Source organism: Streptomyces sp. NPDC006012 (assembly GCF_042871185.1).
Classification (GTDB): Bacteria; Actinomycetota; Actinomycetes; order Streptomycetales; family Streptomycetaceae; genus Streptomyces.
The window spans coordinates 55,090-78,753 of record NZ_JBIAIE010000010.1; the positions used below are offsets into that span (position 1 = coordinate 55,090).

At 72.4% G+C, this 23,664-nt stretch carries 18 protein-coding genes and 2 pseudogenes; 12 read left to right on the forward strand and 8 right to left on the reverse strand.

Features of this window, described 5'->3' with window-relative positions:
* The first annotated feature begins 109 nt into the window (after nt 1-109).
* From ACFYPJ_RS19450 to ACFYPJ_RS19460, 3 genes are all read left to right on the forward strand, one after another.
* On the forward strand, nt 110-559 hold the full coding sequence (locus ACFYPJ_RS19450; RefSeq protein ID WP_389018324.1) for a MarR family winged helix-turn-helix transcriptional regulator: 450 nt from the start codon (nt 110-112) through the stop codon (nt 557-559).
* A 104-nt stretch (nt 560-663) separates the two neighbouring features.
* A complete protein-coding gene (locus ACFYPJ_RS19455; protein ID WP_389018696.1) occupies nt 664-2,031 on the forward strand; it encodes an MFS transporter in 1,368 nt (455 codons plus the stop codon).
* A gap of 302 nt (nt 2,032-2,333) precedes the next feature.
* Complete coding sequence (locus ACFYPJ_RS19460) at nt 2,334-2,519, forward strand: hypothetical protein (protein ID WP_389018327.1); 186 nt, start codon at nt 2,334-2,336, stop codon at nt 2,517-2,519.
* Nucleotides 2,520-2,600: 81 nt separating this feature from the next.
* On the opposite strand, the gene ACFYPJ_RS19465 is transcribed toward ACFYPJ_RS19460, so the two are convergent.
* Nucleotides 2,601-3,545, reverse strand: a complete 945-nt coding sequence (locus tag ACFYPJ_RS19465; protein ID WP_389018329.1) for an aldo/keto reductase — start codon at nt 3,543-3,545, stop codon at nt 2,601-2,603.
* An 84-nt stretch (nt 3,546-3,629) separates the two neighbouring features.
* On the opposite strand from ACFYPJ_RS19465, the gene ACFYPJ_RS19470 reads away from it, so the two are divergent.
* On the forward strand, nt 3,630-4,238 hold the full coding sequence (locus tag ACFYPJ_RS19470; RefSeq protein WP_389018332.1) for a TetR/AcrR family transcriptional regulator: 609 nt from the start codon (nt 3,630-3,632) through the stop codon (nt 4,236-4,238).
* Between the two features lie 204 nt (nt 4,239-4,442).
* On the opposite strand, the gene ACFYPJ_RS19475 is transcribed toward ACFYPJ_RS19470, so the two are convergent.
* Nucleotides 4,443-5,945, reverse strand: a complete 1,503-nt coding sequence (locus tag ACFYPJ_RS19475) for an FAD-dependent monooxygenase (RefSeq protein ID WP_389018698.1) — start codon at nt 5,943-5,945, stop codon at nt 4,443-4,445.
* Nucleotides 5,946-6,053: 108 nt separating this feature from the next.
* Between ACFYPJ_RS19475 and ACFYPJ_RS19480 the strand changes: the two genes are divergently transcribed.
* Together ACFYPJ_RS19480 and ACFYPJ_RS19485 are read left to right on the forward strand one after the other, a co-directional pair.
* Nucleotides 6,054-6,695: a TetR/AcrR family transcriptional regulator gene (locus ACFYPJ_RS19480; RefSeq protein WP_389018335.1), complete on the forward strand. Its 642-nt coding sequence runs from the start codon at nt 6,054-6,056 to the stop codon at nt 6,693-6,695.
* 361 nt (nt 6,696-7,056) lie between these two features.
* A pseudogene (locus tag ACFYPJ_RS19485) lies at nt 7,057-8,502 on the forward strand (NF041680 family putative transposase).
* Between the two features lie 91 nt (nt 8,503-8,593).
* Here the strand turns inward: ACFYPJ_RS19485 and ACFYPJ_RS19490 are convergent.
* Nucleotides 8,594-9,211, reverse strand: coding sequence for a TetR/AcrR family transcriptional regulator (locus ACFYPJ_RS19490; protein ID WP_389018338.1), 618 nt, complete (start codon nt 9,209-9,211; stop codon nt 8,594-8,596).
* Nucleotides 9,212-9,282: 71 nt separating this feature from the next.
* Here ACFYPJ_RS19490 and ACFYPJ_RS19495 point away from each other — a divergent pair, with 71 nt between their 5' ends.
* Nucleotides 9,283-10,176: an NADP-dependent oxidoreductase gene (locus tag ACFYPJ_RS19495; protein WP_389018341.1), complete on the forward strand. Its 894-nt coding sequence runs from the start codon at nt 9,283-9,285 to the stop codon at nt 10,174-10,176.
* 1,073 nt (nt 10,177-11,249) lie between these two features.
* Here the strand turns inward: ACFYPJ_RS19495 and ACFYPJ_RS19500 are convergent.
* A complete protein-coding gene (locus tag ACFYPJ_RS19500; RefSeq protein ID WP_389018344.1) occupies nt 11,250-12,038 on the reverse strand; it encodes an HAD family hydrolase in 789 nt (262 codons plus the stop codon).
* Between the two features lie 527 nt (nt 12,039-12,565).
* Here ACFYPJ_RS19500 and ACFYPJ_RS19505 point away from each other — a divergent pair.
* Together ACFYPJ_RS19505 and ACFYPJ_RS19510 are read left to right on the forward strand one after the other, a co-directional pair.
* Nucleotides 12,566-13,240, forward strand: a complete 675-nt coding sequence (locus ACFYPJ_RS19505) for a ScbR family autoregulator-binding transcription factor (RefSeq protein ID WP_389018347.1) — start codon at nt 12,566-12,568, stop codon at nt 13,238-13,240.
* Nucleotides 13,241-13,494: 254 nt separating this feature from the next.
* The gene (locus ACFYPJ_RS19510) at nt 13,495-15,258 is read left to right on the forward strand and encodes a PP2C family protein-serine/threonine phosphatase (RefSeq protein ID WP_389018350.1); all 1,764 of its coding nucleotides are present in this window, start codon (nt 13,495-13,497) and stop codon (nt 15,256-15,258) included.
* A gap of 451 nt (nt 15,259-15,709) precedes the next feature.
* Here ACFYPJ_RS19510 and ACFYPJ_RS19515 read toward each other — a convergent pair whose 3' ends face one another.
* Entirely contained in the window at nt 15,710-16,390 is a 681-nt protein-coding gene (locus ACFYPJ_RS19515) for an ABC transporter ATP-binding protein (protein WP_389018353.1), read from the reverse strand.
* A complete protein-coding gene (locus ACFYPJ_RS19520; RefSeq protein WP_389018356.1) occupies nt 16,387-17,505 on the reverse strand; it encodes an ABC transporter permease in 1,119 nt (372 codons plus the stop codon). Before ACFYPJ_RS19520 ends, ACFYPJ_RS19515 begins: the two co-directional genes overlap by 4 nt.
* Nucleotides 17,506-17,621: 116 nt before the next feature.
* Here ACFYPJ_RS19520 and ACFYPJ_RS19525 point away from each other — a divergent pair, with 116 nt between their 5' ends.
* Entirely contained in the window at nt 17,622-18,218 is a 597-nt protein-coding gene (locus tag ACFYPJ_RS19525) for a TetR/AcrR family transcriptional regulator (protein WP_389018359.1), read from the forward strand.
* 196 nt (nt 18,219-18,414) lie between these two features.
* On the forward strand, nt 18,415-20,046 hold the full coding sequence (locus ACFYPJ_RS19530; protein ID WP_389018362.1) for a phosphodiester glycosidase family protein: 1,632 nt from the start codon (nt 18,415-18,417) through the stop codon (nt 20,044-20,046).
* 147 nt (nt 20,047-20,193) lie between these two features.
* Here ACFYPJ_RS19530 and ACFYPJ_RS19535 read toward each other — a convergent pair whose 3' ends face one another.
* Nucleotides 20,194-22,098: a glycerophosphodiester phosphodiesterase gene (locus tag ACFYPJ_RS19535; protein ID WP_389018364.1), complete on the reverse strand. Its 1,905-nt coding sequence runs from the start codon at nt 22,096-22,098 to the stop codon at nt 20,194-20,196.
* Between ACFYPJ_RS19535 and ACFYPJ_RS19540 the strand changes: the two genes are divergently transcribed.
* A complete protein-coding gene (locus ACFYPJ_RS19540) occupies nt 21,986-22,600 on the forward strand; it encodes a DoxX family protein (RefSeq protein WP_389018367.1) in 615 nt (204 codons plus the stop codon). The genes ACFYPJ_RS19535 and ACFYPJ_RS19540 overlap by 113 nt on opposite strands.
* A 114-nt stretch (nt 22,601-22,714) precedes the next feature.
* Here the strand turns inward: ACFYPJ_RS19540 and ACFYPJ_RS19545 are convergent.
* Nucleotides 22,715-23,458, reverse strand: a pseudogene (locus ACFYPJ_RS19545) (nitroreductase/quinone reductase family protein); the annotation flags it as partial.
* Nucleotides 23,459-23,664: the final 206 nt, after the last annotated feature.

Sequence of the window (23,664 nt, forward strand, 5' to 3'; positions counted from 1 at the left end):
TCATGGCGGTGTGCGCGGCGGCGCGGTGCGCCGGTCCGGACACCGATGTACAAGGAAAGCTGTACAGGAAAAACTGTACAGGCCAAGCTGAATAAATTACCGTCGAGGCATGAGCAACGACCGCAACGAGCCGTCCGCGTCGGCCAGCCGCGCCGCGCAGGACGTCCGAGTGGTGCTCGGGCGCCTGCGCCGCCGGGTGCGCAGCGTCTCCGACGCCGACGACCTCACCTTCTCCCAGGCATCCGTGCTCGCCCGGCTCTCCAAGGACGGTCCCGCCGCCACGAGCGCCCTCGCGTCCGGCGAAGGCGTCCGCCACCAGTCGATGGCCGCCACCGTCGCGGCCCTCGACCGGCTCGGACTGGTCGAACGCCGCCCCGACCCCACCGACGGCCGGCGCCGGCTCGTCGCCCTCACCGACGACGGCCGCGCGCGGGCCGAGGGCGACCGGCAGGCCCGACAGGAGTGGCTGGCCGGAGCGCTTCAGGAACAGTGCTCCGAGGCGGAGCGGCGGACGGTGATCGAGGCGATGGCCGTCCTGGAAAGGCTGATCCAGCCATGACCGACGCCGGTGATCCACGGCGGTCCGCCACTTTGTCCACGCAGGCCGATGAGGGGCGGCAGGGCGAGCGGGGGGAGCGGTTCGACCGCAGGCTGATACCCCCGATGGTCGTCGGCGCGATACTCAACCCGATCAACTCGACCATCGTCGCCGTCGCCCTCGTACCCATCGGTGTGGCCTTCGGAGCGCCTCCCGCACAGACGGCCTGGCTGGTCTCCGGGCTCTATCTCGCGACGGCCCTCGGGCAGCCCGTGGTCGGACGGCTCATCGACCTCTTCGGACCGCGGCGGCTGTTCCTGTTCAGCACCTCGCTGGTCGGCATCGCCGGTCTGGTCGGCACCTTCGCCCCGAACCTGGGCGTGCTGATCGGGGCGCGCGTCCTGCTCGGCTTCGGCACCTGCGCCGGCTATCCGGCCGCGATGTCCCTGCTGCGCAGCGAAGCGGAACGGACCGGTCGGGACAGTCCCAGCGGAATACTGACCACGCTCGTGGTCGCCGGCCAGACCATCGCCGTGGTCGGTCCCTCCCTCGGCGGTCTGCTGATCGGCGTGGGCGGCTGGCGTGCCACGTTCGCCCTCAACGTCCCGCTGGCCGTGGTCGCCGTGCTGCTCGGCGCGCTCCGTCTGCCGAAGCCGGCGGACCGCCGGCCGGGCGACGCCCGGCGCGCGACCGCCGAACTGGACCTCCCCGGCATGGCGCTGTTCGCCGCGATGCTGGTCACGCTGCTGCTGTTCCTGATGAACCCGCACCTGGACACCTGGTACCTGCCCGTGCTCACCGTCGTGGCCGCGGCCGCCTTCGCACAGCGCGAACTGCGTACCGCCGTACCCTTCATCGACCTGCGGGTCCTGCGCGGCAACCTGCCCCTGCTGGCGACCTACGCCCGTGCCCTGGTGGCGTACTCCGTCTCCTACGCCTTCCTGTACGGCTTCACCCAGTGGAGCGAGGAGGGCCGCGGACTGTCCCCGTCCCAGGCCGGACTCGTGCAACTCCCGCTGTTTCTGATGGGCATCGGTGTTTCGGCGCTCACCGGCCGTCGCAAGAGCGTCCTGGGCAAGCTCGCCGTCGGGGCCACGGGACAACTCGCCGCGTGCGCGCTGATCCTCTTCGTGGGCGCCCGCAGCCCGATGTGGCTGCTGCTGGTCATCGCGTTGGTCTTCGGCGTGCCGCAGGGGCTCAACAACCTCGCCCTGCAGAACTCGGTCTACTACCAGGCCGACAGCGAGCGCATGGGCTCGTCCGCCGGGCTGCTGCGTACGTTCGTCTACCTGGGCTCGATGATCGCCTCGGTCGCCACGGCGGCGGCGTTCGGGCAGCACGCCGACACCACGGGACTGCACCACCTGGCGTGGTTCATGCTTGCCGCGGGCGCGCTGTTCCTGCTCCTGACCGTGGGCGACCGCGGCCTGCGCCGCGCCGCCGTCGAGGCGCGCGGGACCGGCGCGGACGACGACCACGGGAACGCGTCCTGACCGCGCCGTCGTGCGCGGAACCACGGGCCGCCGGCACCGGTCACGGCCCGTCGGGACCGGGTACGACCCGTCGGCACCGGGCACGGGTCGCCGAGTGGTCCGTGCGGATCTAGCGTGTGAGGCGTACGGACATCTCTCCGGACGCGGACGGCCTGGGCCCGGGTCCCCGGGACGCTCTGTCCTGCCGACGCGGAGCCGGGACCGTGCGTACCGCCGTGGCCGTGCACCGTGCCCGCGGTCCGGGCCGGGAGGCCGGGCGTCCCGCGTGCCGTGGCGGCGCCGGCTCCAGGAGGAGGAGAACCATGGTCAAGCGTGACGACATAGACATGGAGAAGACGGTCCAGGAATGGACGGACCGCCTCGTCAGCGACCAGCGGGCGGCGATGGACAAGGACCGTGCCCGGCAACTGGTGCGGGACATCTACCGCTCGGCCCAGGACGACCTGCTCAACCGCAACGCCCAGGCGGAGTACGAACGAGAGGAGTGACCCTCGCCGTGCGGGGCGGTTCCAGGGGGCCGGGGTCCGGAACCGCCCGGACCGGTGGTGCGCGCCGGTCGGCGTGGCGCGTCAACCGAGGGGTATCTCCGCTGTGCGCGAGGGTACGGCGTCGAGCGCGGCGAGCGTCGTCTCGTCGAAGGTGATCGATCCGGCCGCGAGGTTCTCCCCCAGGTGCCCGGTGTCACTGGTGCCTGGGATGAGGAGGACGTTCTCGGCGTGCCGGAGCAGCCAGGCCAGGCCGATCTGCGACGGAGTGCGGGCGAGGGAGCGCGCCGCGGCGAGCACGGCCGGCTCGTCGGTCACCTTCGGCATCCCGGCGAAGGCGCCGCCGAGCGGGAAATAGGGAACCCAGGCGATGCCCTCGGCGGCGCAGAGCCGCAGCACCTCCTCGTCGGCGCGGGTCACCAGGCTGTAGGCGTTCTGCACGCACACGATGCCCGCGGGCAGCGCCCGGCGCAGCACGTCGTACGTCACGCTGCTCAGGCCGATCGCACCGATCTTGCCTTCGTCGCGCAGCCCGGTCAGGACCGCGAGCTGGTCGTCGACGTCGACCACTTGGTCGCCCTCGGCGCGCAGTCCCGGGCCGGTGTCGGTGCGCCGCAGGTTCACCACCGGGATCTGCTCCAGGCCCAGGCCGGCGAGGTTGGCCTCGACGCTCGCCCGAAGCTGCTCGGGCCGCTGTGCGAGGCGCAGCGGCAGAGGACCGCCCTGATCGGGTTCGGCTCCCACTTTGCTGACGACGACCACCTGGTCCTGGGGATGGATGGCCTCCCGGATCAGGTCGTTGACGAAGCCGTCGCCGTAGAACTGCGCGGTGTCGATGTGGTCCACGCCCAGCTCGATCGCGCGCCGCAGCAGCGCGACACCGGCCTTGCGGTCGCCGTGCAGCCGCTCCAGTTGCATCGCCCCGTACCCGATGCGGGAAACGGTGCGGCCGGCCAGCCGGCCGGGGCCTCCGGGGCGCGGGGCACCGGCGGACGTGTCCGAGGTGGGGGAAGTACCGGCAGAGGTCATGGGAAATGTGTCTCCGTGCGATGATGGGAGAAACGGAGGATCCTCCGTTCTGTCGACTGTAGCACTACCGGAGGTGCCTCCGTTTTGACTCCGCCGGACCCGGTGCCCACGGGCACCCGAGCCGACCCGCAGGCCGGATCGGACCGTCCCGTGCGCGCCGACGCGCGTCGCAACCGCGACAAACTGATCGCCGTCGCCCGGACCGCCTTCACCACCGGTGGCGACACCGCCACGCTGGAGGGGATTGCGCGCGCCGCCGGCGTCGGCATCGGCACGCTCTACCGCCACTTCCCCACACGTGAGGCGCTCGTGGAGGCCGTCTACGCCGCCGAACTCGACGACGTGACCACGAGCGCGCCCGCCCTGCTCGACGAGTTCCCGCCCGAAGCGGCCCTGCGCGCCTGGATGGACCGCTACGCGGCGTTCTTCGCGGCGAAGCACGGAATGCTCGACGCCCTCCGCGTCAGCTGGGCGTCGGGAAGCGTCACGACCTCCGGTACGCGGGAGCGCATCACCGCCGCCCTCGGCATGATCCTCGCGGCCGGAGCCCGTACGGGCACACTGCGCGGGGACGTGGCCGCCGACGACGTCACCATGCTGCTGCTCGGTGTGTTCCTCTCCCTGGGTGGCGACCGCACGCCGGAGCAGACCGCCCGGCTGCTGGACCTCGTCGTCGACGCCGTGCGCCCGTAACCGGCCGGCGCCGGGCGGGCGGCCGATCGGCTTCCCCGCCCGGCGTGTCCGCCGCGTCCGCTGCCTCGGTCGTACTGGTCGACGCGGCGCGCGTGGGCGGTGTGCCCTGCCGCCGGGCTCGGCGCGGACGAACGGGCCGCCGTCTTCGGCGGCCCGGCCGTGAGGGCGGTGGCCCGGGCAGCCTGCGGCGCGGGGCCGCCCGGCTCAGTGCGCCGCCGTGAGGGTGCCGGCCACCGCGGCGAGCAGGGTGTCGCCGTCGGCGGCGGAGCCGTCCGCGGCCCAGCAGACGTACCCGTCGGGACGGACGAGCAGGGTGGCGGCGCCCAGATCCTCGGCGCACGTGGCGCGGACGAGGTCGACCCGCGGCGGGAGGCGGAGGCCGACCGGGACGGCTCCGGCCAGATCCAGCAGGACGGCGTGGCCCGTACCGAACAGGGCCGACAGCCGGACCGGACCGGCGTCGGTGACCAGGTCGGCGTCCGGCAGGCGCTGTCCGGTGAGCGGATGGTCCCCGGGCAGTTCGTAGCGCAGCGAGAGGCCGGACATCAGTCCGGCGAGATGGCGGTTGGTGTCGGGCAGCCGCAGCAGGTCGGTGACGAGGTCGCGGAGGGCGGCCACGTCCTCGCTCGGGTCGGCGTCCGCCAGGACCCGCTGTGCCGAGGTGTGCCGCAGGACCTGCGCCGCGACCGGATGCCGTTCGTCGTGATAGCTGTCCAACAGGCCGTTCGGCGCCCGGTCCTGGATGGTCGCGGCCAGTTTCCAGCCGAGGTTGAACGCGTCCTGTATGCCGAGGTTGAGACCCTGGCCGCCCAGCGGGGAGTGGATGTGCGCGGCGTCGCCCGCGAACAGGACCCGGCCCACGCGGTAGTGCTCCAGTTGCCGGGTGGCGTCGGAGAAGCGCGAGGAGTTGTCCACGGCGCCGAGGACGGTCTGCTCGCCGTACAGGGCCCGCAGCGCGGTGGTGATCTCCTCCGGAGCGACGGGGGTGTCCCGGGCGGTGTCCCCCTGCTCGGCGTGTCCGAAGGTGATCCGGTACCGGTCGCCGCCGAGCGGGACCAGCATGGCCCAGTGGCCGCCCGCACGGCGGGTCAGGCTGCTCATGTGCCCCATCTGCCGGGGCACCAGCGGTGATACGGCGGACAGCCGGATGTCGGCCAGCACCGCCTGATGCGTCCCGGGCCGGCCGGGAAACGGCAGCCCGAGCAGTTTCCGCACCGTACTGTGGCCGCCGTCGCAGGCCACCAGGTAGCGTGCCCGCACTCGCAGGTCGCCCGCGGTCACGAGCACGCCGTCGGCGTCCGGTCCGACCCCTGAGACGGCGGCGCCGCGCCGTACCCGCGCGCCGGCCGCGACCGCCCGTTCTTCGAGCACTTCCTCGATCTCCCACTGAGGGATCGCGATCGGAAAGGGATGCCTGGTCCGCCAGGGGGTGCAGTCCAAGGGCACGGGCAGGGCCGCGAAATGCCCGCCCACCGGGTCGCGCGGCACGGCCCGCCGCAGCAGCGGCTCCAGCAGCCCGCGCGAGTCGAGCAGTTCGGCGGTACGGGGCTGGATCCCGCCGCCCTTCACCTGCTCGACGCGCTCGGGCAGTTTCTCCAGCAGCAGGGTCTCGACCCCGGCCAGAGCCAGTTCGTACGCCAGGGCCAGTCCGGTCGGACCGGCGCCCACGACGACCACCTCGGTCGTGCTCTCCGTCACTGCCGTCACACCTTCCACTGCCGTCACTCCTTCTCATTTCACTCATCGCTCGCCCAGGGCGAAATATATACCAGGTGCAGAAATCCTCTCGGGGTAGCTGTCTGCTACGGTGGCGCCGTGGACGGCAAGCCAGGGCTACGGGAGCGGAAGAAGCAGCGGACCCACGCGGCGATCTCCGACGCGGCGATCAGACTGTTCCTCGAACACGGCTTCCAGCGGGTCTCGGTGGCCCAGGTGGCCGAGGCGGCCGAAGTGTCCAAACGGACGCTTTTCGCCTACTTCCCCTCCAAGGAAGACCTCGTGGTGCACCGCCTCGCCGACCACGAGACCGAGGCCGCACGCGTCGTACGGGCCCGCCCGCAGCGCACCGCCGCGCTGACTGCGCTGCGCGAGCACTTCCTCGACGGGCTGCGTGAACGGGACCCGATCACCGGGCTCAATGACGCCCCCCAGGTGCGCACGCTCACCCGGATGATCCTCGACACGCCGTCACTGGTGGCCCGGATGGAACGGTTCAAGGCAGGCGCCGAACGCGCACTCGCCGAGGCCCTGCGGGAGACAGCCGGCACCCCGGAACTCACGGCGCGGCTGGCCGCCGTCCAGATCGTCGCGGTCCAGTGGGCCCTGGCGGGGGACAACGCCGAACGCCTCGCCTACGGCGAGTCGGCCGACGCGCGCCACCCGGGTGCCGTGGCCGATGCGGAGCACGCTTTCTCGCTGCTGGAGAACGGATTGCGGCAACCGACCCGGCGGCGGTGACGGGGCCGCCCCCGAACGTGCCGCGGGCGGCTGCCGAGTACCGGTCCGGGATCGCCGACCAGGGGTCGAGGCCGTGCTCGACCGCGTGGCGGGGGACCGGCGGCCGTGTCTCGAAGCGCAGAGGGGTCTGCGCGTCGTGGACGGGGACCCGTTCCCCCTCGAACGGGGCGAGTTGCCCACCGGCCCGACCTGATCAGCTACGGCCTGCACCCCTTGGCGGAGAGCGGTCGTCAGAGCTTGACGTTTAACCTCGCACGTCACCCGACCTGCTGATCTGCGGTTCTTTCCGGGACGGCGGAGGCGGCCGTTCTCCACGCTTCGGGATGTCGAGTCACGAAGTACAAGAGAACGGCCGCTGTGTATGAGTCTGTCTGCCGATGCGCTCGCAGGAGAGGCGTTGGACGTGTTGTCCCGCTTTCGGGTCGAGTTCTACGAATGCCTCTACGCTCGCGCGGATGCGCTCTTCGAGCTCACGGACGCGGTGCTGTGCGCAGACGGGCCGGTGAAGACACTGGTCGAGTTGTCGCTGGCGGCCGAGCACCGGCGCGGGCACGGTGCCCTGTACGCGGCCCTGGACCGGGGCTGGATGGAGCCGACGCGGTTGCGCCGCGCGCTGGCCGGCCTGCCACTGCCGAGGACGGCCGACGGACGGATCGCGCTGGCCGTGGATGTCAGCAACTGGCTCCGCCCGGACGCCCCCACCAGCGACGACCGGCTGTTCTGCCACGTCTATGGACGCGGTGACCGCAAGACGGACCAGCTGGTTCCCGGATGACCGTACTCTTTCGTCGGTGCGCTGGAGACCGGCCGCACCTCCTGGGTCGCGCTGCTGGACACCCTGCGCCTGGGCCCCGCCGACGACGCGACCGCCGTCACCGCCGCCCAACTACGCGATGTCATCAGCCGGTTGACGCAGGCAGGGCACTGGAAGCCGGGCGATCCCGAGATCCTGATCGTGATGGACTCCGGCTACGACGTCGCCTACCTCTCCCACGCCCTGGCGGACCTGCCGGCCGTGCTCGTCGGGCGCCTGCGCTCGGACCGCGTCATGCTCCGCGACCCCGGCCCGGCCCGTTCCGGCCCGAAGGGCGGACGTCCACGACGGCACGGCGGCGTCCTCACCTTCGCCAGGCCCGACAGCTGGCACGAACCCGACGTCACCACGGTCACGGACACCACCCGCTACGGCAAGGCCGAGGCGATCGCCTGGGACCGGATACACCCAAGGCTCACCCACCGCGGCCCCTGGCTGGACCACGCCGAGGAAGAACTGCCCATCCTGCACGGCACATTGATCCGCCTCCAGGTCGAGCACCTGCCGGGCGACCGCGACCCGAAACCCCTCTGGCTGTGGTGCTCCACCACCGCCGCCACACCGGCGGACCTGGACCGCTGGTGGCAGTCCTTCCTCCGCAGATTCGATCTTGAGCACACATTCCGGCTCATGAAGCAGACACTCGGGTGGACCGCCCCGCACATCCGACACGCCGACACCGCCGACCTGTGGACCTGGCTCATCATCGCCGCCCACACCCAGCTCCGCCTCGCCCGTCCCCTCGCCGAAGACCTCCGCCGCCCCTGGGAACGCCGCACCGAACCCCGCCGCCTCACGCCTGCCCGCGTCCGCCGGGGGTTTCGCAACCTCCGGCCGACCACGGCCTGCCCGGCAGCCGCACCGAAACCATCCCGCCCCGGCCCAGGACGACCACCCGGTTCGAAGAACAGACACCGCGCCAAGCGCCACGACGTCGGCACGACCGTCAAACGCGCCGAGACCATCAAGGAACACCAAGCCCGCCGAGGATAAACGTCAAGCAGAGGGGCTGTTGGGAAACCGGACGTTGGCAGACGGCGACTTGGAACTGGTGGCGAGCAGGAGGGGGTGACCCGGCTCGGCCTCAGCCCACTGCTGAAGAATTGGGAGCTGGAAGATCGGTTCCCCGGCCGCCGGCGACCTCCCAGGCAGCCTCGATCATCCGGAAGATTTCGTCCACCGCGGCCTCCGGATCGGCTGCCTCACGCGCCAGCGGATGGGCGTCGATCACGAACCTCGCGATCGTCCGGCAGGCCGTTGTGGACTGTGGCAGGCCGGGATCGGCGGCGATGGCCATGGCCAGCGCCTCTGTGTGGCGCAGCCTCATCGACTCCTCGTACTGCCGCAGGGCAGGCGATTCGTCGATCATGTGCCAGATCGGGGCGGCACTGTCCGACGCGCAATGCCGCACCAGGGCCTGCATCTCGTCGCGCAGCGCGGGGATCAGCGGCTCGTGCGGCGCGCGGCCGGTGACCGCCTGCGTGAGGCGTTGCTCGAAGTCCTTGTCCTGCTCGAACACCAGGGCCTCTTTCGAGGCGAAGTGGGAGAAGATCGTGGTCACGGCCACGTCGGCCTCAGCGGCCACGTCACGTATGCCGACCGCGTCATACCCGCGTTCCAGGAACAGCCGCAGGGCGGTGTCGGCGATCTTCTGGCGGGTCGCGGCCTTCTTGCGCTCACGACGTCCGGGCGGTACGGGCATGACCTGGACACTACCAGGTGCAAAGGAGTAGCAGTTTCAAAAAACTAACCGTTAGTGCTACGGTCGGCCGCATGAAGAAAGTGAGCTTCGCCGAGTTCGGCGGTCCGGACGTCCTGCAACTCATAGACGCCGATGAGCCCCACGCGGGCCCCGGCCAGGTGCGCATCGCTGTGCGGGCGGCTGGCGTGAACCCCGTCGACTGGAGGATCCGCGAAGGCCAGATCCTGAAGGCCCATCCGGTCGAGTTGCCCGCCGGAGTCGGGCTGGACGCCTCCGGGGTGGTGGACGAGGTCGGCGAGGGCGTCGAAGGGGTCGAGGCCGGCGACCCCGTGTTCGGCGAAGGGGCGGACACCTATGCCGAGTTCGCCGTACTGTCGGCCTGGGCCCGCATGCCCGAAGGCCTGACGTTCGAAGAGGCGGCCGGGTACCCCTCCGTGGTGGAGACCGCGCTGCGCATCATCCGCGAGGTCGGTGTGCGGCCCGGGCAGACGCTGCTGGTCAGCGGCGCGTCCGGGGGAGTCGGATCGGCGGTGCTGCAGATCGCCCGGGACCGCGGCATCACGGTGATCGGTACGGCGGGGGCGGCAAACCAGGACTACCTACGCGGCCTGGGTGCCCTCGCCACGACGTACGGCGACGGCCTGGCCGAGCGGGTGCGGCAGCTCGGCCGTGTCGACGCAGCTCTCGATCTGGCCGGCTCGGGCGTGATTCCGCAGCTCGTCGAAGTGACCGGTGATCCGCAGAAGGTGATCTCCATCGCCGATCTCGGTGCGCCTGAGTACGGTGTCCGATTCTCCGGAGTGGCCGGGAGCGTGCCGGAAGCGCTCGCCGAGGCCGTCGGCCTCATCGAGCGGGGGAAGCTCCACATCCCGGTCGAGAAGTCGTACCCGCTCGCCGAGGCCGCGGCGGCGCACATCGACAGCCAGGCCGGTCACACGCGCGGGCGCCGGGTCATGGTCATCTGAGCCGGGGCCTGCGCAGCCGGCCCGCCCGGCAGGATGAATTCCTTGGCGGTGGTGAGCATGCGTTCTTCAAGGCTCACTCCGGGCAAGTTCTTTTGCCGAGGGCACTGTCGAGTGCTCGGCTGCCTCTTCCGGCAGTGCCCGCGCCGAGTCCGCGTAGCGGATGGCGGTCATCTCGTCGATGCCGAAGACAAGCACGAGGCGAAGCGGGAGAACTCCGGTTACCGGGCGCTACGTTGGTGATGAATCACCAGGTAGGGCTGCCGGAGAAGGCCGGTCCATGAACACCACGGGAACTGGTCGGGCCGGACCTGGAGCCGGAGCCGTAGGGCGGGGCGTGGACACGGCCGTCGGTGGGCCCGGTGACCCGCCACTGCTGCTCGTGCTGTCCGGGACCGCTCGCCCCTCTCTCCCTTCCCGTCTTCCCCTGCCTGTTTCCTCTTCTTCGTCCGCGCCGTCCCTGTCTCCGTCCCCTTCGTGGACAGCGTCGTACCGGCGACTCCGCGGCCCCCGGCCGTCAGACCTGGGGGCCGCCAAGGCTCCGGCTCAAGCCGATGCCGACTGCTCGGGGACGGAATCCTCCGGCGGCGGTGTCGGGGGAGGAGGGAAGAGGAGGTCTTCCAGGGCTTGCATCGCGAAGATGAGGAGCATCAGTGCTACGGGGATGAGCAGGGAGAGCAGGATCACGTGGCCTCCCAGAGGAGTAGTGATCAGCCTGTGGCGTGTCCGTGGCACGAACGCTTTCAGCATGCGTCCGGATGGGTGACTGTGCACATCAGTGCGGATGAACCCTGAGCTGTTCGAGTGAAAGACGGCTGCCCGGATGCGTTCTTCGATGTGCTGGGCGACCCTGGCGCCCTTGGGACGACGGCCCTCTCACCCGGATGCGCGGGCTACCGGCGGTGTGCCGGATCGACGACCCGAGCACCTGCCGCGCCACTGAACGATCGCCGACGAGCACACGCCACGCCGCTCGGCGGTTGCCGCAGATCGCCGGTCGTGCCGGCCGCGGCGCTGCCGGTCGGCGGGACCGGACCCGCGCCGCCGGTCCGCACCGCCCCCGGTCTTCGGGAGCCTCAGCTTCCCTGCTGGTGCCGGCGCTGTTCGCCGACCCGGTCCCGGGGCCCGGCAGGGTGCGGTACCCGTTCCCGTACCCAGGTCTTCAGCAGCGGCGAGTGGAGCGCCGGCACCCACAGGTCGGCCCGTCCGGCGTGCGCCCCGTCCGGCCGGCGGCCCACGCCGAGGACCCGCAGCCCCGCACGCCACGCGGACTCGACCCCCGTCAGTGAGTCCTCGACCGCCAGCGCGCGGTGCGCACTGGCGCCGCACAGCCGTGCCGCCGTCGCGTACACGTCGGGCCAGGGCTTAGGGCGAACGGCCGCGGGCGCGAACACCGACGGGTCCCCGCCGGTGGCGTCCGGGGGCATGCCGGACGGGACGACGATGTGCCGGAAGTGCCGGAGCAGCCCTGCCCGGGAGAGGCTCTCCTCCACGACCTCCAGGGGGCAGTTGCTGGCCACCGCGAGCGGCAGCCGGCCGGCGAGCGACTGCACGAACGCCGCGGCCCCCGGCATGGTCACCGGATTTTCGGCGACGAGGTCCATGAAGTGTTCCAGCAGCGCCTTCGTCAGGTCGGCGGTCAGCTCGGGCCGGTGCGCCTCCTCGGCCATCAGCCGGCCGCAGTCGGTGTAGTGCACACCCTTGGCCCGCTCCGCGAACCCGGCGGAGGGCGTCAGCCCGAAGGCGTGCAGGGCCCGGGTCCGGGCGTCCTGCCAGTGGCGTTCGGTGTCCATCAGGGTCCCGTCGCAGTCGAAGACGACGGCGTCGGGGGACCAGTCGAGAAGGGAAGGGGCATGGGTGGTCACAGTGCCTCCTGCGGGAGGGGGCGGTCCTGCTCGTGGCGGACCGCGGTGCGGGTGAGTGCTGCGGCTTCCCGGGCCGGACGCGTGCGGTCCGTGCGTCCGCCGGTGTCGACGTACGGACGAAACGGCGCGGACTCAGGGCATTCCGTGGCAAAGGGGAAACATCGCGGTCGCTACGCTATTTTCGTTTCGGAGCGTGTCGCAATCACTACTTCGAGTGCTCGACAAATGTCCGAGCCGGGGTGTAAGCGGGATCGGATGTGCGGCGCTTGCGCAGTGACCTCACGAGCCGTCAACCGTGCATGCCCGCTGCCGAGTTGACGCATATGCGAGGGGCAAGCCGGAACCGTGGTGTCCGGTGAGGAAATGGTCGCCCTGGCGCCAGGAACCGCGCCGTTTCAAGCCCGGAATCACCCGTAAGAATTACTGATCGAAAAAATTGGTCAATCATTGTGCGTGGAAGTGAAGAATTGCTCCGGGAGTGCGCGGGCGCACTACATTCTCCGGCGTCACGGGAATGTTGAGCGAAGGTGGACAGCACGTTGCAGGAACGGGCCAGGGCAACCCGCAGATCACTTCTGGAGGCAGCGGCCTGCCTCTTCGCCGAGCAGGGTTACGCCCGAACCAGCGTCAACGACATAAGTGCCAGGTCCGGGCGGACCAGCGGCTCCGTCTACTTCCACTACGCCAGCAAGGAAGGGGTCGCCCTCGCCGTCGTCAAGGACCGCTTCGCCACCTGGCCGGGCCTCACCGCGCGGTACGCCGACCGGGCGGTACCGCCCCTGGAACGCCTCGTCGCCCTCAGCTACGACATCGCCCGGGCCCTGGCCGAGGACACCCTCACACGCGCGGGCGCGCGCCTGTGGGCCGAGCGCGACGTCATCGATGCCCCGCTGCCCGACCCTTTCGACCTGTGGACCGCCGCCGCCACCCGTCTCCTCGCGCAGGCCCGCGCCGCCGGCCACCTCGCGCACCATGTGCGCCCCGCCGCCACCGCACGTACCCTGGTCCGGGCCTTCTTCGGGCTGTGCACCCTCACCGAGGCCCTGGAGGGCCCGCACACCGTCACCGACCGCCTCACCGACTGGTGGCAGCTGACCCTGCCGTCCCTCCAGCGGCACGCTGACCCGGCGGGAACGGCCGGCCGGGCGCGGGCCGAAGCGGCATGCCGGGCAGTACGCGGCCCGGCGCAGCGGACGGACTGAGGAGCGGCGGGCCGCCGCCACGGTCTCCGGGGTGTCGTTCCACGGTCTCCGGGGTGTCAGGCGACGGCCCGTGGCGCGGTCGTCGCGGCCGGGGAACTCGGCGCCTGCCGGTCCGCAAGCGCCGAGTGGCCCGCCCACGACGGGTCACGGAGCATAGGACTGACGGGGATGCGCGGACAGCGCGGCCCCGGAGACCGCCTGACCGGTCCGATCGGGACCGGAGTGAGGCCCTGGGAGAAGAGGGGTGCGAGCGCATGGCGGACGACCCGGTCGAGGCCGAGGACTCATACCGGTCTGCGACGCTGAGCGGTGTACCGCACCATCGTCGGCTCCAGGCGCTGGATTTGCTGCTGACCGAACAGCGGTTCAGGATCGCCCGCTATGTGGCCGCGCACTCCGTGCCGGGCGGAAAGCCGCGCCTGTGCTCCCGCAGGTTCCCACGGGCCACCCCCGACATCGATTCCCTGGCCCGCAAGCTCCTCGACGCGGTGCCGGTGCCCATCACCCTCGTCCTCGCGGTGCCCGGCGAGGGGGGCGAGCCGACGGAGTTCTACTACGTGGGCCGGAACCTGGCGGCGCAGGAGGACGTGGTCCGTCATCTGCCGCCCGGTACCCTCCCGCCGTGGACCGGGCCGGTGCCGCTGTTCGACCGCTTCCCGACCCTCGTGAACACAGGCGTGCCCCAGATGCTCACGGAAGCCCACGGCAGCGGGCGGACCCAGGGCCCCGAACCGGCCGAGTGGCCGCTGCTCGCGCCCGACGGCTTGGTGATCCGCATGAGCACCGAGGTGCGCGTGATCCCCTGTGCGGATCTGCTGCTGCTCACCTGGGAGCGCGGGCAGGAGTCCCTGATGGCGCAGGAGGCACAGCGCCTGGCGGGGGTCTGCTGGGCCGAGTGGAATCTCGGCGACGGCACCACACGGACGTCGTCCGGACTGCCCGGCGTCCTGGGCCTGCCCGCCGACTCGCCGCTTCCCGGTCTCCTGGACCTGGGACGCATGGTGACGCCGGACAGCCTGGACGAGCTGTACCGGTCGGTCCACGACATCCTCCTGTGCACGCGGGTCGCGGACTGCGATCTGCGGCTGACCGGCCCGAAGGAGAAGATCATCCGCTTTGTCGCCGAACCGGTGCGCCCGGCGGAGGGCCCGGTGTGGGCCGTACGCGCGGTGCTCCACGACGTGACCGAGGACCGCACCAGCCGCGCCCTGGCCGAACAGGCGATCCACGAGGCGCGCACACAGCGGGAGCGCGCGGACGCCGTCGCCGACGTGGCCGAACGCCTGCGCAGCGCCGTCATGCCCGGCTTCCCGGCGGAACTGGCCCGGCACGGGGTCGAGGCAGCCGCCGTCTACCGTCCCGAGGCCCGTGCGGTACGGGTCGGCGGCGACTGGTACAAGACCCGGATCCTGCCGAACGGGAAGGTGCTGATCGCGCTCGGCGATGCCCGCGGCCACGGCCTCGACGCCGTCACCCTGATGGCGAAACTCCGGTTCGCCCTGGCCGGGCTGGCCTACACCGGCGAGCCGGTGGAACGACTGACCGGCTGGCTGAACGTGGTCGCCTGCGACGACGGGGCGGAGTCCACCGCCACCGCGATCGTCGCCCGCTACCACCCCGACCGTGGGCTGCTGCGCTGGACGTGCGCGGGCCATCCGCTGCCCGTCCTGGTGCGTGACGGACGGACCCGGTTGCTCGATCCGCCGCCGGGCGGTCCCGGCCTGCCCCTGGGCGTGGAGTCCCTGGAGGCGTACCGGGCGGCCGAGACCTTTCTGCGCCTGGGCGACGTGGTCCTGATGTACTCCGACGGTCTGATCGAACGCCGTGGCTCCGACCTCGACCGGGACTCCTCCCGGCTGCTGCGGGCCGTCGACAGTTGTGTCGGCGACGGCATCCCGTCCGGGGACGAGGCCCTGGATGCCTTCGCCCGGAAACTGGTCGACGAACTGACCGGGCCCCACATGGCCGATGACGCCACGGTGCTCGCGTTCCGGGTCGTGCGGGACGACACCGACTGACGCCGGCTGAGACCGGCCCCCGTTCCGGCGCCCGCCGGGCCGGCGCCACCGGATCGTGGGCGGCGGGCGGACCGCGGTGATGCGCGGGGGACGCCCGGGTACGGGGCCGACCGGCGCCGAGTTCCGGGGAGGCGCCGCACCCGCAGACGGAGCGGGCCGTGCGGGGCGTCCGGCATCCGCAGAGGGTCGGGCTGTCCGAAGGACACATCCTTTCGGGCCGGACTCCCACCGTTTCGCGTTCGGAACGGAGCGGATTCTCGACGCTCTCGCCCCGCTGGTGACCCGGCGTCGGACGGACGGGCTGCCGGGTGCGCAGCGGGGCCGTCGGGCGCGACCACCGGGTCGGGACGAAGCGAAGCATCCGGGCACCGGTCCGTCACGGGCGTGACCGGCCGGGCCCCGGCCGTAACGGACGTGACCGGGCCCGGTACCCGCCGGGCGGCCTCGGCCGTCAGCGGCGCTGTTCGGATGTCGCCGGTGTGTCGCCCATGGTCACCACGTGGTCGGCGGCCCGCACCACGAGCGGGTCGTGCGTGGCCACCACGGTGACACAGCCGTGCCGGTGGGTCGTCTCCGTCAGCAGCCCGACGAGGCCGGCCGCCTGCTCCCGGTCGACCGCGGCCGTGGGTTCGTCGACCAGCAGCAGTTGGGGTTCCAGGAGCAACGCCCTGGCCACCGCGATCCGTTGCCGCTCGCCGCCGGAGAGTGCGTCGGGCCGGTGCCTGAGCCGATGGCCCAGCCCCACCTCGGACAGCAGTGCCTCGGCCCGCGGACGCAGCCCGCGTGCCGAGCGGCCGGCGACCGAAGCGGCGGCCAGCAACTGTTCGACGGCGGTGAGCCCGCCGAGCAGATTTCCGCTCTGGAAGACGTACCCGATCCGCTCGCGGCGCAGCCGCGCCTGGTCGGAGGCGGGCAGCCCGGCGATGTCCGCGCCGCCGAGCAGGACCTGACCCGAGTCCGGCCGCAGCAGGGCGCCCGCCGTCGCGAGCAGGGTGGACTTGCCCGACCCGGACGGACCGACCAGCGCGGTCACCGCCCCGGCCGGGAAGCGGGCGGACAGCGCACGCAGCGCGGTCGTCCGGGACTCGCCGTGTCCCAACGTCACGGTGACATCGAGGAGTTCGAGGCTCATCGGGTGGCTCCCAGCATGGTCATCGGATCGACGGTGGTCACCTTGCGCAGTGTCACGGCGGTGCCGGCCAGCCCCACGAGCGCCACGGTGGCCATGGCGGTGGTGAGCCCCGCGGCGGGCAGGCTGAACGGGACGTCGGCGCTCACCAGCAGCCCCACGCCCTCGGCGAGCGCCGCCCCGGCCGCCGTTCCGGCACCGACCACGACCGCGGCCTGGGCGAGGGTGTGGCCGAGCAGCCGGCGCCGCGAGGCGCCCAGGGCGCGCAGCAGGGCCAGTTCCGGCCGGCGCTGCACGGTCCACACCGCGAAGAAGGCACCGACCACGAGCGGGGCGATGACGTACAGGAACGCCTGGATGGAGGTCATCGTGACCCGCTCGCCGGTGTATCCGGGGGCGGCGGCGTAGGCGTCCCGCACCGTGACCGTGTGCGTGCCGAGCGCCTTGTCGGCGGCCCTGAGATCCGTGCCGGACCGGACCCTGAGCGCGACGGCACTGTACTGCCGCGGCAGGGCGCTCGCGGCTGAATGCGAGCCGGGCATAGTGAACCGCAGCCCGAGCCAGGTCTCGGCCGGCACATAGAGGACGGGCACATGGCCGTAGGCGGCGCGGCCGGTGCTGCCGGTGACCTTCAGGCCGATGCCCAGCCGGTCCACGGTGAGGGTGTCACCGATCCGAACGCCCTCGTCGGCGAGGGCCTGGGAGATCACCACGCCGGACGGGGCGCCGGCCGCCAGCGGGGTGCCGGACGTGGCGCCGGGGTCGATGAACGAGCCGGGCCGGACGCCGAACGCGGCGAAGTCGACCTCGGTCTTCCGGTCGGTGGTGCCGCGGTCGATGGAGACCCCCAGCGGCGCGGCCTCGACGCCCCGGCGGGCGTGCCATCCGTCAAGGGCCGCGGGGCCGACCAGGCTCCGGGCGAACTGGTCGGAGTCGGCGCCGGAGGCGAAGGCGAGATGGGTCGCCGGGAGCCTGCGCAGCGCGGAGGTCGTGTCGTCGCCCAGGCCGGTGGTGAAGCCGGAGACGACGCCGACGAGCGCGGCGACGAGGACCACGACGCTGCCCATCAGGAGAAAGCGGCCGCGGGCCGCCTTCAGTTCGAGCAGTGCGAGGTACACGAGGGTGCCTTTCGAATGCTTCTTGGGGACGCAGTGTCGCCAAGATAGTAGATGGCGACACTGCGTCCCTAAGCGGGGTCGGTGCGGTGCCGTGGGCGGCTTCTAGACTGGGGGGCGTGCCCAAGATCAGTGCTGAGACCGTCGCCGACCACCGCGCCCGGCAGCGCCGGGCGCTGATCGGGGCCGCGCGGGACCTGCTGGAGGAGGGCGGCTCCGCGGCCGTGACCTTCGCCGCGGTGGCCACCCGCACCGGGCTGGCCCGCAACAGCGTCTACAAGTACTTCGCCGACCGCGCAGAACTCCTGGCCGAAGTGGTGCGTGAGGCCACGCCCCGCTGGACGCGGCGCATCCACGAGGAGATGGCCGCGGCACCGGACCCCGCGGGCCGGGTCGCCGCCTATGTGCGCGCCCAGCTGATGCTGGTCCGCGACGGGGAACACCGCATCGCCCAGGCCCTGACCGCCGACCGCGATGCGGCCGTGCTGCGGGAGGGGGCTGCCGAGGCGCACCAGGCGATCCTGGAACCGCTGATCACCGCGCTCACCGACCTCGGGGACGAGGCCCCGCTCCGCACGGCCCGGCTGCTCCAGGGGCTGGTCAACGCCGCGACGACGGCGCTCGAATCGGGCGACGACTTCGACGCGGTCACCGAGCGCACGGTCCGTCTGGTCACGGGGGCCGCGACCGCCGTAGCGCGCCGACCGTCCAACTGACCGTCCACCGCCGCGACGTCGGGCCGGGCGGGGTGCGCGCCGCTCTCGCTGCGCCACGGTGGACGGGATGTCACCGAGGGTTCACCTGGCAGGTACCTGACCGACAATGCTGCTGTCCCCGTGCGGAACTGTGATGGTACCGAGGACGGTGCCGGGACAGCGTACGGCACCGCAGGAGCCGTAGGTCAGGAGAGGCATGTCCGTCACAGCCGAGTCACCGCGACGCACAACGCGCCGCGGAAAGCAGGGAGTCGGACGAAGCATCGCGTTCGGGACCGCGCTGGCCCTGGTCGCCTTCGTCCCCCCGGCCGCCGCGAGCGCCCGCACCGCCGCCCCGGCCGGCAGCGGGACCGCGTGGACCACGCAGCAGGTGGCGCCCGGCGTCCAGGTCCGTACCGGGATCCTGAACGACCCCGGCGCCGCCGGCACGTGGACGGTCACCGTCCAGGCCCCGGCCGTCGACCGGCTCACCGGAGCCGCCACCTGGGCCCCGCTGGGGGACCGCGACTGGGCCGACGCCACCGTCGCACGGCTGCGGTCTGCCGGGTTCGAACCGCGCCTGGAACAGGTGGTGTGGGACGAGTACTCCGACACGCCGCGCGGCATCATGGGCTGGCAGGTCAGGGTCGGGCGGTACGCCACCCAGGCCGAGACGGGCACGGTCAACTCCGCGGTGAAGGCGGCCGGGCTCCGTACCACCGTCGAATGGACGGGCTACGACGGCCGGCAGCCCGTCGACGCGCAACGCATCCACGTCGCCGTCGTCGACCCGGCACGCCTGCGCGGCACGATCGAGGTCAGCGACGGCGGTGACGTCTCCGACCGCGAGAAGACCTCCGCGGTGGCCGCCCGGCTCGGCTCCCTGCTCGGGGTCAACGGCGGCTTCTTCATCACCTCGGACGCGGACGGCGTCCAGGGCACGATGGCCGGTGTGTCCGCCGTGCACGGCGAACTGGAGTCGATGGCGGCCGGTTCACGCGCGGCCCTGATCCTTGAGGACGGCGGACGGCACCCGCGCGTCGCGGACCTGTCCACGACCGTCACCGTGCGGGCCGGCGCCGCCCGCCACGCGGTGCAGGGCATCAACCGGGTCCCGGGCAAGGTACGCAACTGCGGCCGTCCCGGCGCCGTACCCACCGAACTGCCCCGGCACGACACCACCTGCTCGCTCGCCGACGACCTGGTGAAGTTCACCTCGGCGTTCCGGGCCCAGCTGCCCACGGGCCCCGGCGTCCAGGTGGTCCTGGACGAGCGTGGTGTCGTCGTCTCCAGCGGTGAGCGGGGCGGCGCCGCGCCCGCGCAGGGGTCGGTGCTCCAGGGCACCGGCGAGGCGGCCGCGTGGCTCACCGAGCACGCGGCTGTCGGCCGCCGGCTGACGCTGCGCGAGGACATCCGGGACGCCTCGGGAGGTCAGGTCAGGCTCGGGCCCGACGACAGCATCGTCAGCGCGGCACCCACCCTGGTCGAGGACGGCCGCGTGCACATCGACGCCGCGACCGAAGGCACCCTCGACCCCCGCGACCTGTCCTTCGGGTTCGCCTGGTCCAATGTGCGCCAGCCCCGCACCCTGGCCGGCGTCGACCGCCGCGGACGCCTCCTCCTGGCGACCGTCGACGGCCGCCGGCCCGGCGTCAGCGAGGGCTTCACCCTGGCCGAGGCCGCGCGCTTCATGCGCTCCCTCGGCGCCGTACAGGCCCTCAACCTCGACGGCGGCGGATCCACGACGATGGCCGTGGACGGAACCCTCGTCAACGGTCCGTCCGACGCCACCGGCGAGCGCGCCGTCGGCGACACCATCCAGATCCTGCCGGGCGACGACCGGCACTGACCCCGACCGGTCCGGGGCGGCACCGCGCCGCCGGCCGCCGCGCAGGCGGTCCGGCAGCGCGTTGCCGCCCCGTTGCCGTGCCGGCCGGCGACCCGGGCCCGGCGCCGGCCTGCGGAACGCCGGGCCGGGCCCCGGTGGGCCACCGGCTCAGGCCAGAGCGGTGGCCTCCGCGGCGATCAGGGCGCCGCGCCCGGCGGACAGCCCCGCCTTGCCCGCCTGCTTCTTCGCCCACGTCGCGAGCTGTGCGTAGTGGCCCCGGCCGAGCATGCCTGTCATCGTCGAGACGACGTGGTCCTCGGCGCCCGAGGTCAGGATCAGATGGGCCAGACCGGTGCGGGACGCCGTGACCGTGAAGACCGACGTGGCCGTGGTGGTGCCGCCGGGACCGGTGGCCTCGGCGCGCAGGGTGTGCTCACCGGCGGCGAGCCCCGCGAGATCGAGGGCCTGCCCGGCGGTGACGGGGGCGCCGTCCAGGGTGAGGGCGACCCGGTCGGCGCCGGTGGACTGCACCGCGACGAGCGGGGACTGCGCACGGTCGAGCCGGGCGCCCGGGGCCGGGGAGGCGAGGCTCACGACCGGTGCGTCCGGGGCCGCTTGCTGCCGCTGCAGCCAGGCGGCGTTCCAACCCGACAGCTCGGCCGGGCGGTTGGTGATGATGCCGTCCACGCCCGCGGCCTCCAGCGCCTGCCAGCGGGCCGCGCTGTCCACCGTCCAGACGTTCACCGCGACCCCGGCGGCGTGGAGGTCCTTCACGACACCGGGATTCTTGGACAGGGCGCCGTCCGACGGGTTGTAGGCCGCCAGGTGCAGTTCCTTCGCGACGGCCACCGGATCGGCGTCCAGGGAGTCCCGCAGCAGGCCCAGCGGCAGTTCCGGAGCCAGCTCATGGGCGTACTGCAGGGCGCTGACCTCGAAGCTCTGCACGAACACCCGGCCGGTCATGCCGTGGTCCCTCACCGCCTTGACGATCGTGGCGACCTCGTCCCGGGTGTGGGCGCCCTTGATCTCCAGCAGCAGGTCGCCGCCCCGGCTCTTGAGGTCCGCCAACTGGGCGGCCAGCGTCGGGACGCGTGCGCCCTCGTAGGCGGGGGCGCACCACGAACCGGCGTCCAGCGCGTTCAGCTGCGCGGAGGTCAGATCGCGGATGCGGCCGATGCCGTCGGTGGTGCGGTCGACCGTGGCGTCGTGCAGGACGTACGGGATGCCGTCCTTGTTCGGCTGGACGTCGTTCTCGATGTACTCGGCGCCGCCGCGGCGGGCGATCTCGTCCGAGACCAGGGTGTTCTCCGGGGCGGCCGAGGAAGCGCCGCGGTGCGCGATCACGGTCAGCGGGGAACCCGCGGGGCGTATGTGGTTCTCGGCGGGCAGCTCGGTCACCTTCAGGTCGTCGAAGGACACGGTTGCGCCGTTGACGACCAGGGCTTCCACACCGCCCCCGGAGCGGGCGAGCCTGCTGGTACGCATGGCCTCGGTCCCGTTGAAGAACCAGCGCGCCTTGGCGCCGTGCACCTCCACGGCGATCCGTACGTCGCGGCCGGTGCCGGCGGCGGAGGGCGCGGCGGCGGTGTCGGTGACGTTCCAGGCGTTGGCGGCGGTGCGCTGCGCGAACTCCAGGCCGTTCGTGGCGGTGGTGCCGCTGCGCATGGTGGCGATCTGCCAGGGCACGGCGCCGTCGGCGGGGACGTCCAGGCCCATCGCGGTCCAGCGGGCGGCGTCGTTCGCGGACTCGAACCGTGCGGTCACTTCGATGCGGAAGTCGTCGAGGTGTTCGCCGAACGTGATGCGGCTCTGCTGGCCGGCGTTGGCCGAAGTGCCGTACAGCCGGCCGTCCTTGACCTGCCAGGTGCCCTCCACGGCGGTGAACCCGGCGGGCAGCGCGGAACGGGAGAAGTCCTCGGCCAGCACGGTCCGGTTCTGCGGCGCGATGGCGCCGGGCGCGATGGCGCCGGATGTGGTGGGGTCGGCGTCGGCCGGGGTGACGACGACCCCGGCGACCAGTGCGGCGGCGGCGAGCAGCCCCGCCGAGAAGGTGCTGAGCGATCTCTGCGACATAAATGAAACGGTAAAGTTCGCTGCTCAACTCGTGCTGAAATGCAGGGGAACTCTGCTTGTCCGGTCCTATCGGGCGGCCTCGCGCGGTGGAGGGGGACCTGCCGGTACGGTTGCGTCGGCCGGCGGCGGGCCGCGGGCGGGCCGACCGGGATCCGGCCCTGCACCCCCGGGTGAGGTCTACGCCGTGATCGGCTCCCTCTCCGAGCTTCTCGGCGGCCTGAGCCTGGCTCTCGGACTGTTCGTCCCGCTCGCTTCCGCCGCGGTGGTCGGCGTGATGATCAACGCCATGGTCACCGTCAGCGGGACCCACGGCCTGTGGGACCAGAACGGGGGCGTCGAGTACAACGTGGCGATCTGCGTCGTGGCCCTCGCCCTCGCCGCCGTCGGGCCGGGCCGGCTGGCCCTCGACCGGTTCTTCCCGTGGCGCGCGGGCGGCTGGCCCGAAGCGGCCCTCGCCCTCGGCCTCGGGGGCGTCGGCGCCGCCGTCGCGCTGAGCGTCTGAACGGTCCGGCACGGGCCCCGGCCTCTCGGTGCCGTACGCCTGGCCCGCAGCGAACAGCACGGGCAGCAACTGTTCCTCCTCGTGCCGGAAGTGTGCTTCCACCTGCTCGGTCAGCCGGGTGAGGTCGGCGCGCAGCCGCTCGGTCTCCGCGCCGCAGGGAGCACCCGCCAGCCGTTCGGCGAGGGCTTCGACGCCGGTCAGGCTCGTGGCCACGCTGCGGTGCTCGGCCCGCAGCCGCGCGAACAACGGGGCCAGTTCGGGCCACTGCTGCTCGAAGCCGCTGAACGCGCCGTCCTCGTTGGTGTGATGCTCGTGCAGCGCACCGCACACGGCCAGGCAGCGGGCGGCCAGTTGCCGGCCGAGGGCCGGGGCCGTCCGGTCCGCGGGGGCGGGCCGACGGGTGTCGATCGCGTCGAGCAGCGCGGCGATGTGCCCGCGCAGCTCCCCGTGGACCCGCAGCAGGAACTCCCCGAGGGCGCGGGCGCGTTCGGCGGACATACTCCCCGGCACCGCGTCCTCGGCGGCACGGGTCAGGGCGATGACGGGAATGACCCGGGACGTGGCCGCCGCGTAGGCGGCGAAGGCCGGGTCGCGCCGGCACTGGTCCCCGAACCGCCGGTCACGCTCCGCGCCCTGGAGCACGTCGGCCACGGCCGGGTACCGCTCGACGGTGGCTTCCCCGGTGCCGATCTCCACGGTGACGCGGTGGTCGGCGAGAAGGTTGTGGTACCAGGCGGGGCGGTGGGAACCGCCGCCGTCGGAGCCGAAGACGAGGAGCCGGTGACCGTCCCGGGCATGGACCAAGGGGGTCGTATGGGGGCGGCCGGTTCGGGCGCCGGTGGTCGTGAGCAGCAGCAGGGACGCCCCGGCGAACGTGCCGCCGACCCGGCCGCCTTCGCCCGGAACTCGTCGATGACCTGTTGGTTGAACACGGCCGTCGAGGTGTGCCGTTCGGGCATGCGGAAGGTCCCTCCACTAGCATCGGCAGGTGCGAACGCATTTGCGTTGAAAACAAAGCACCTTTGTAGGCAAAGCTATCTGGAGGTGTGGGGCGTGTCAATCGA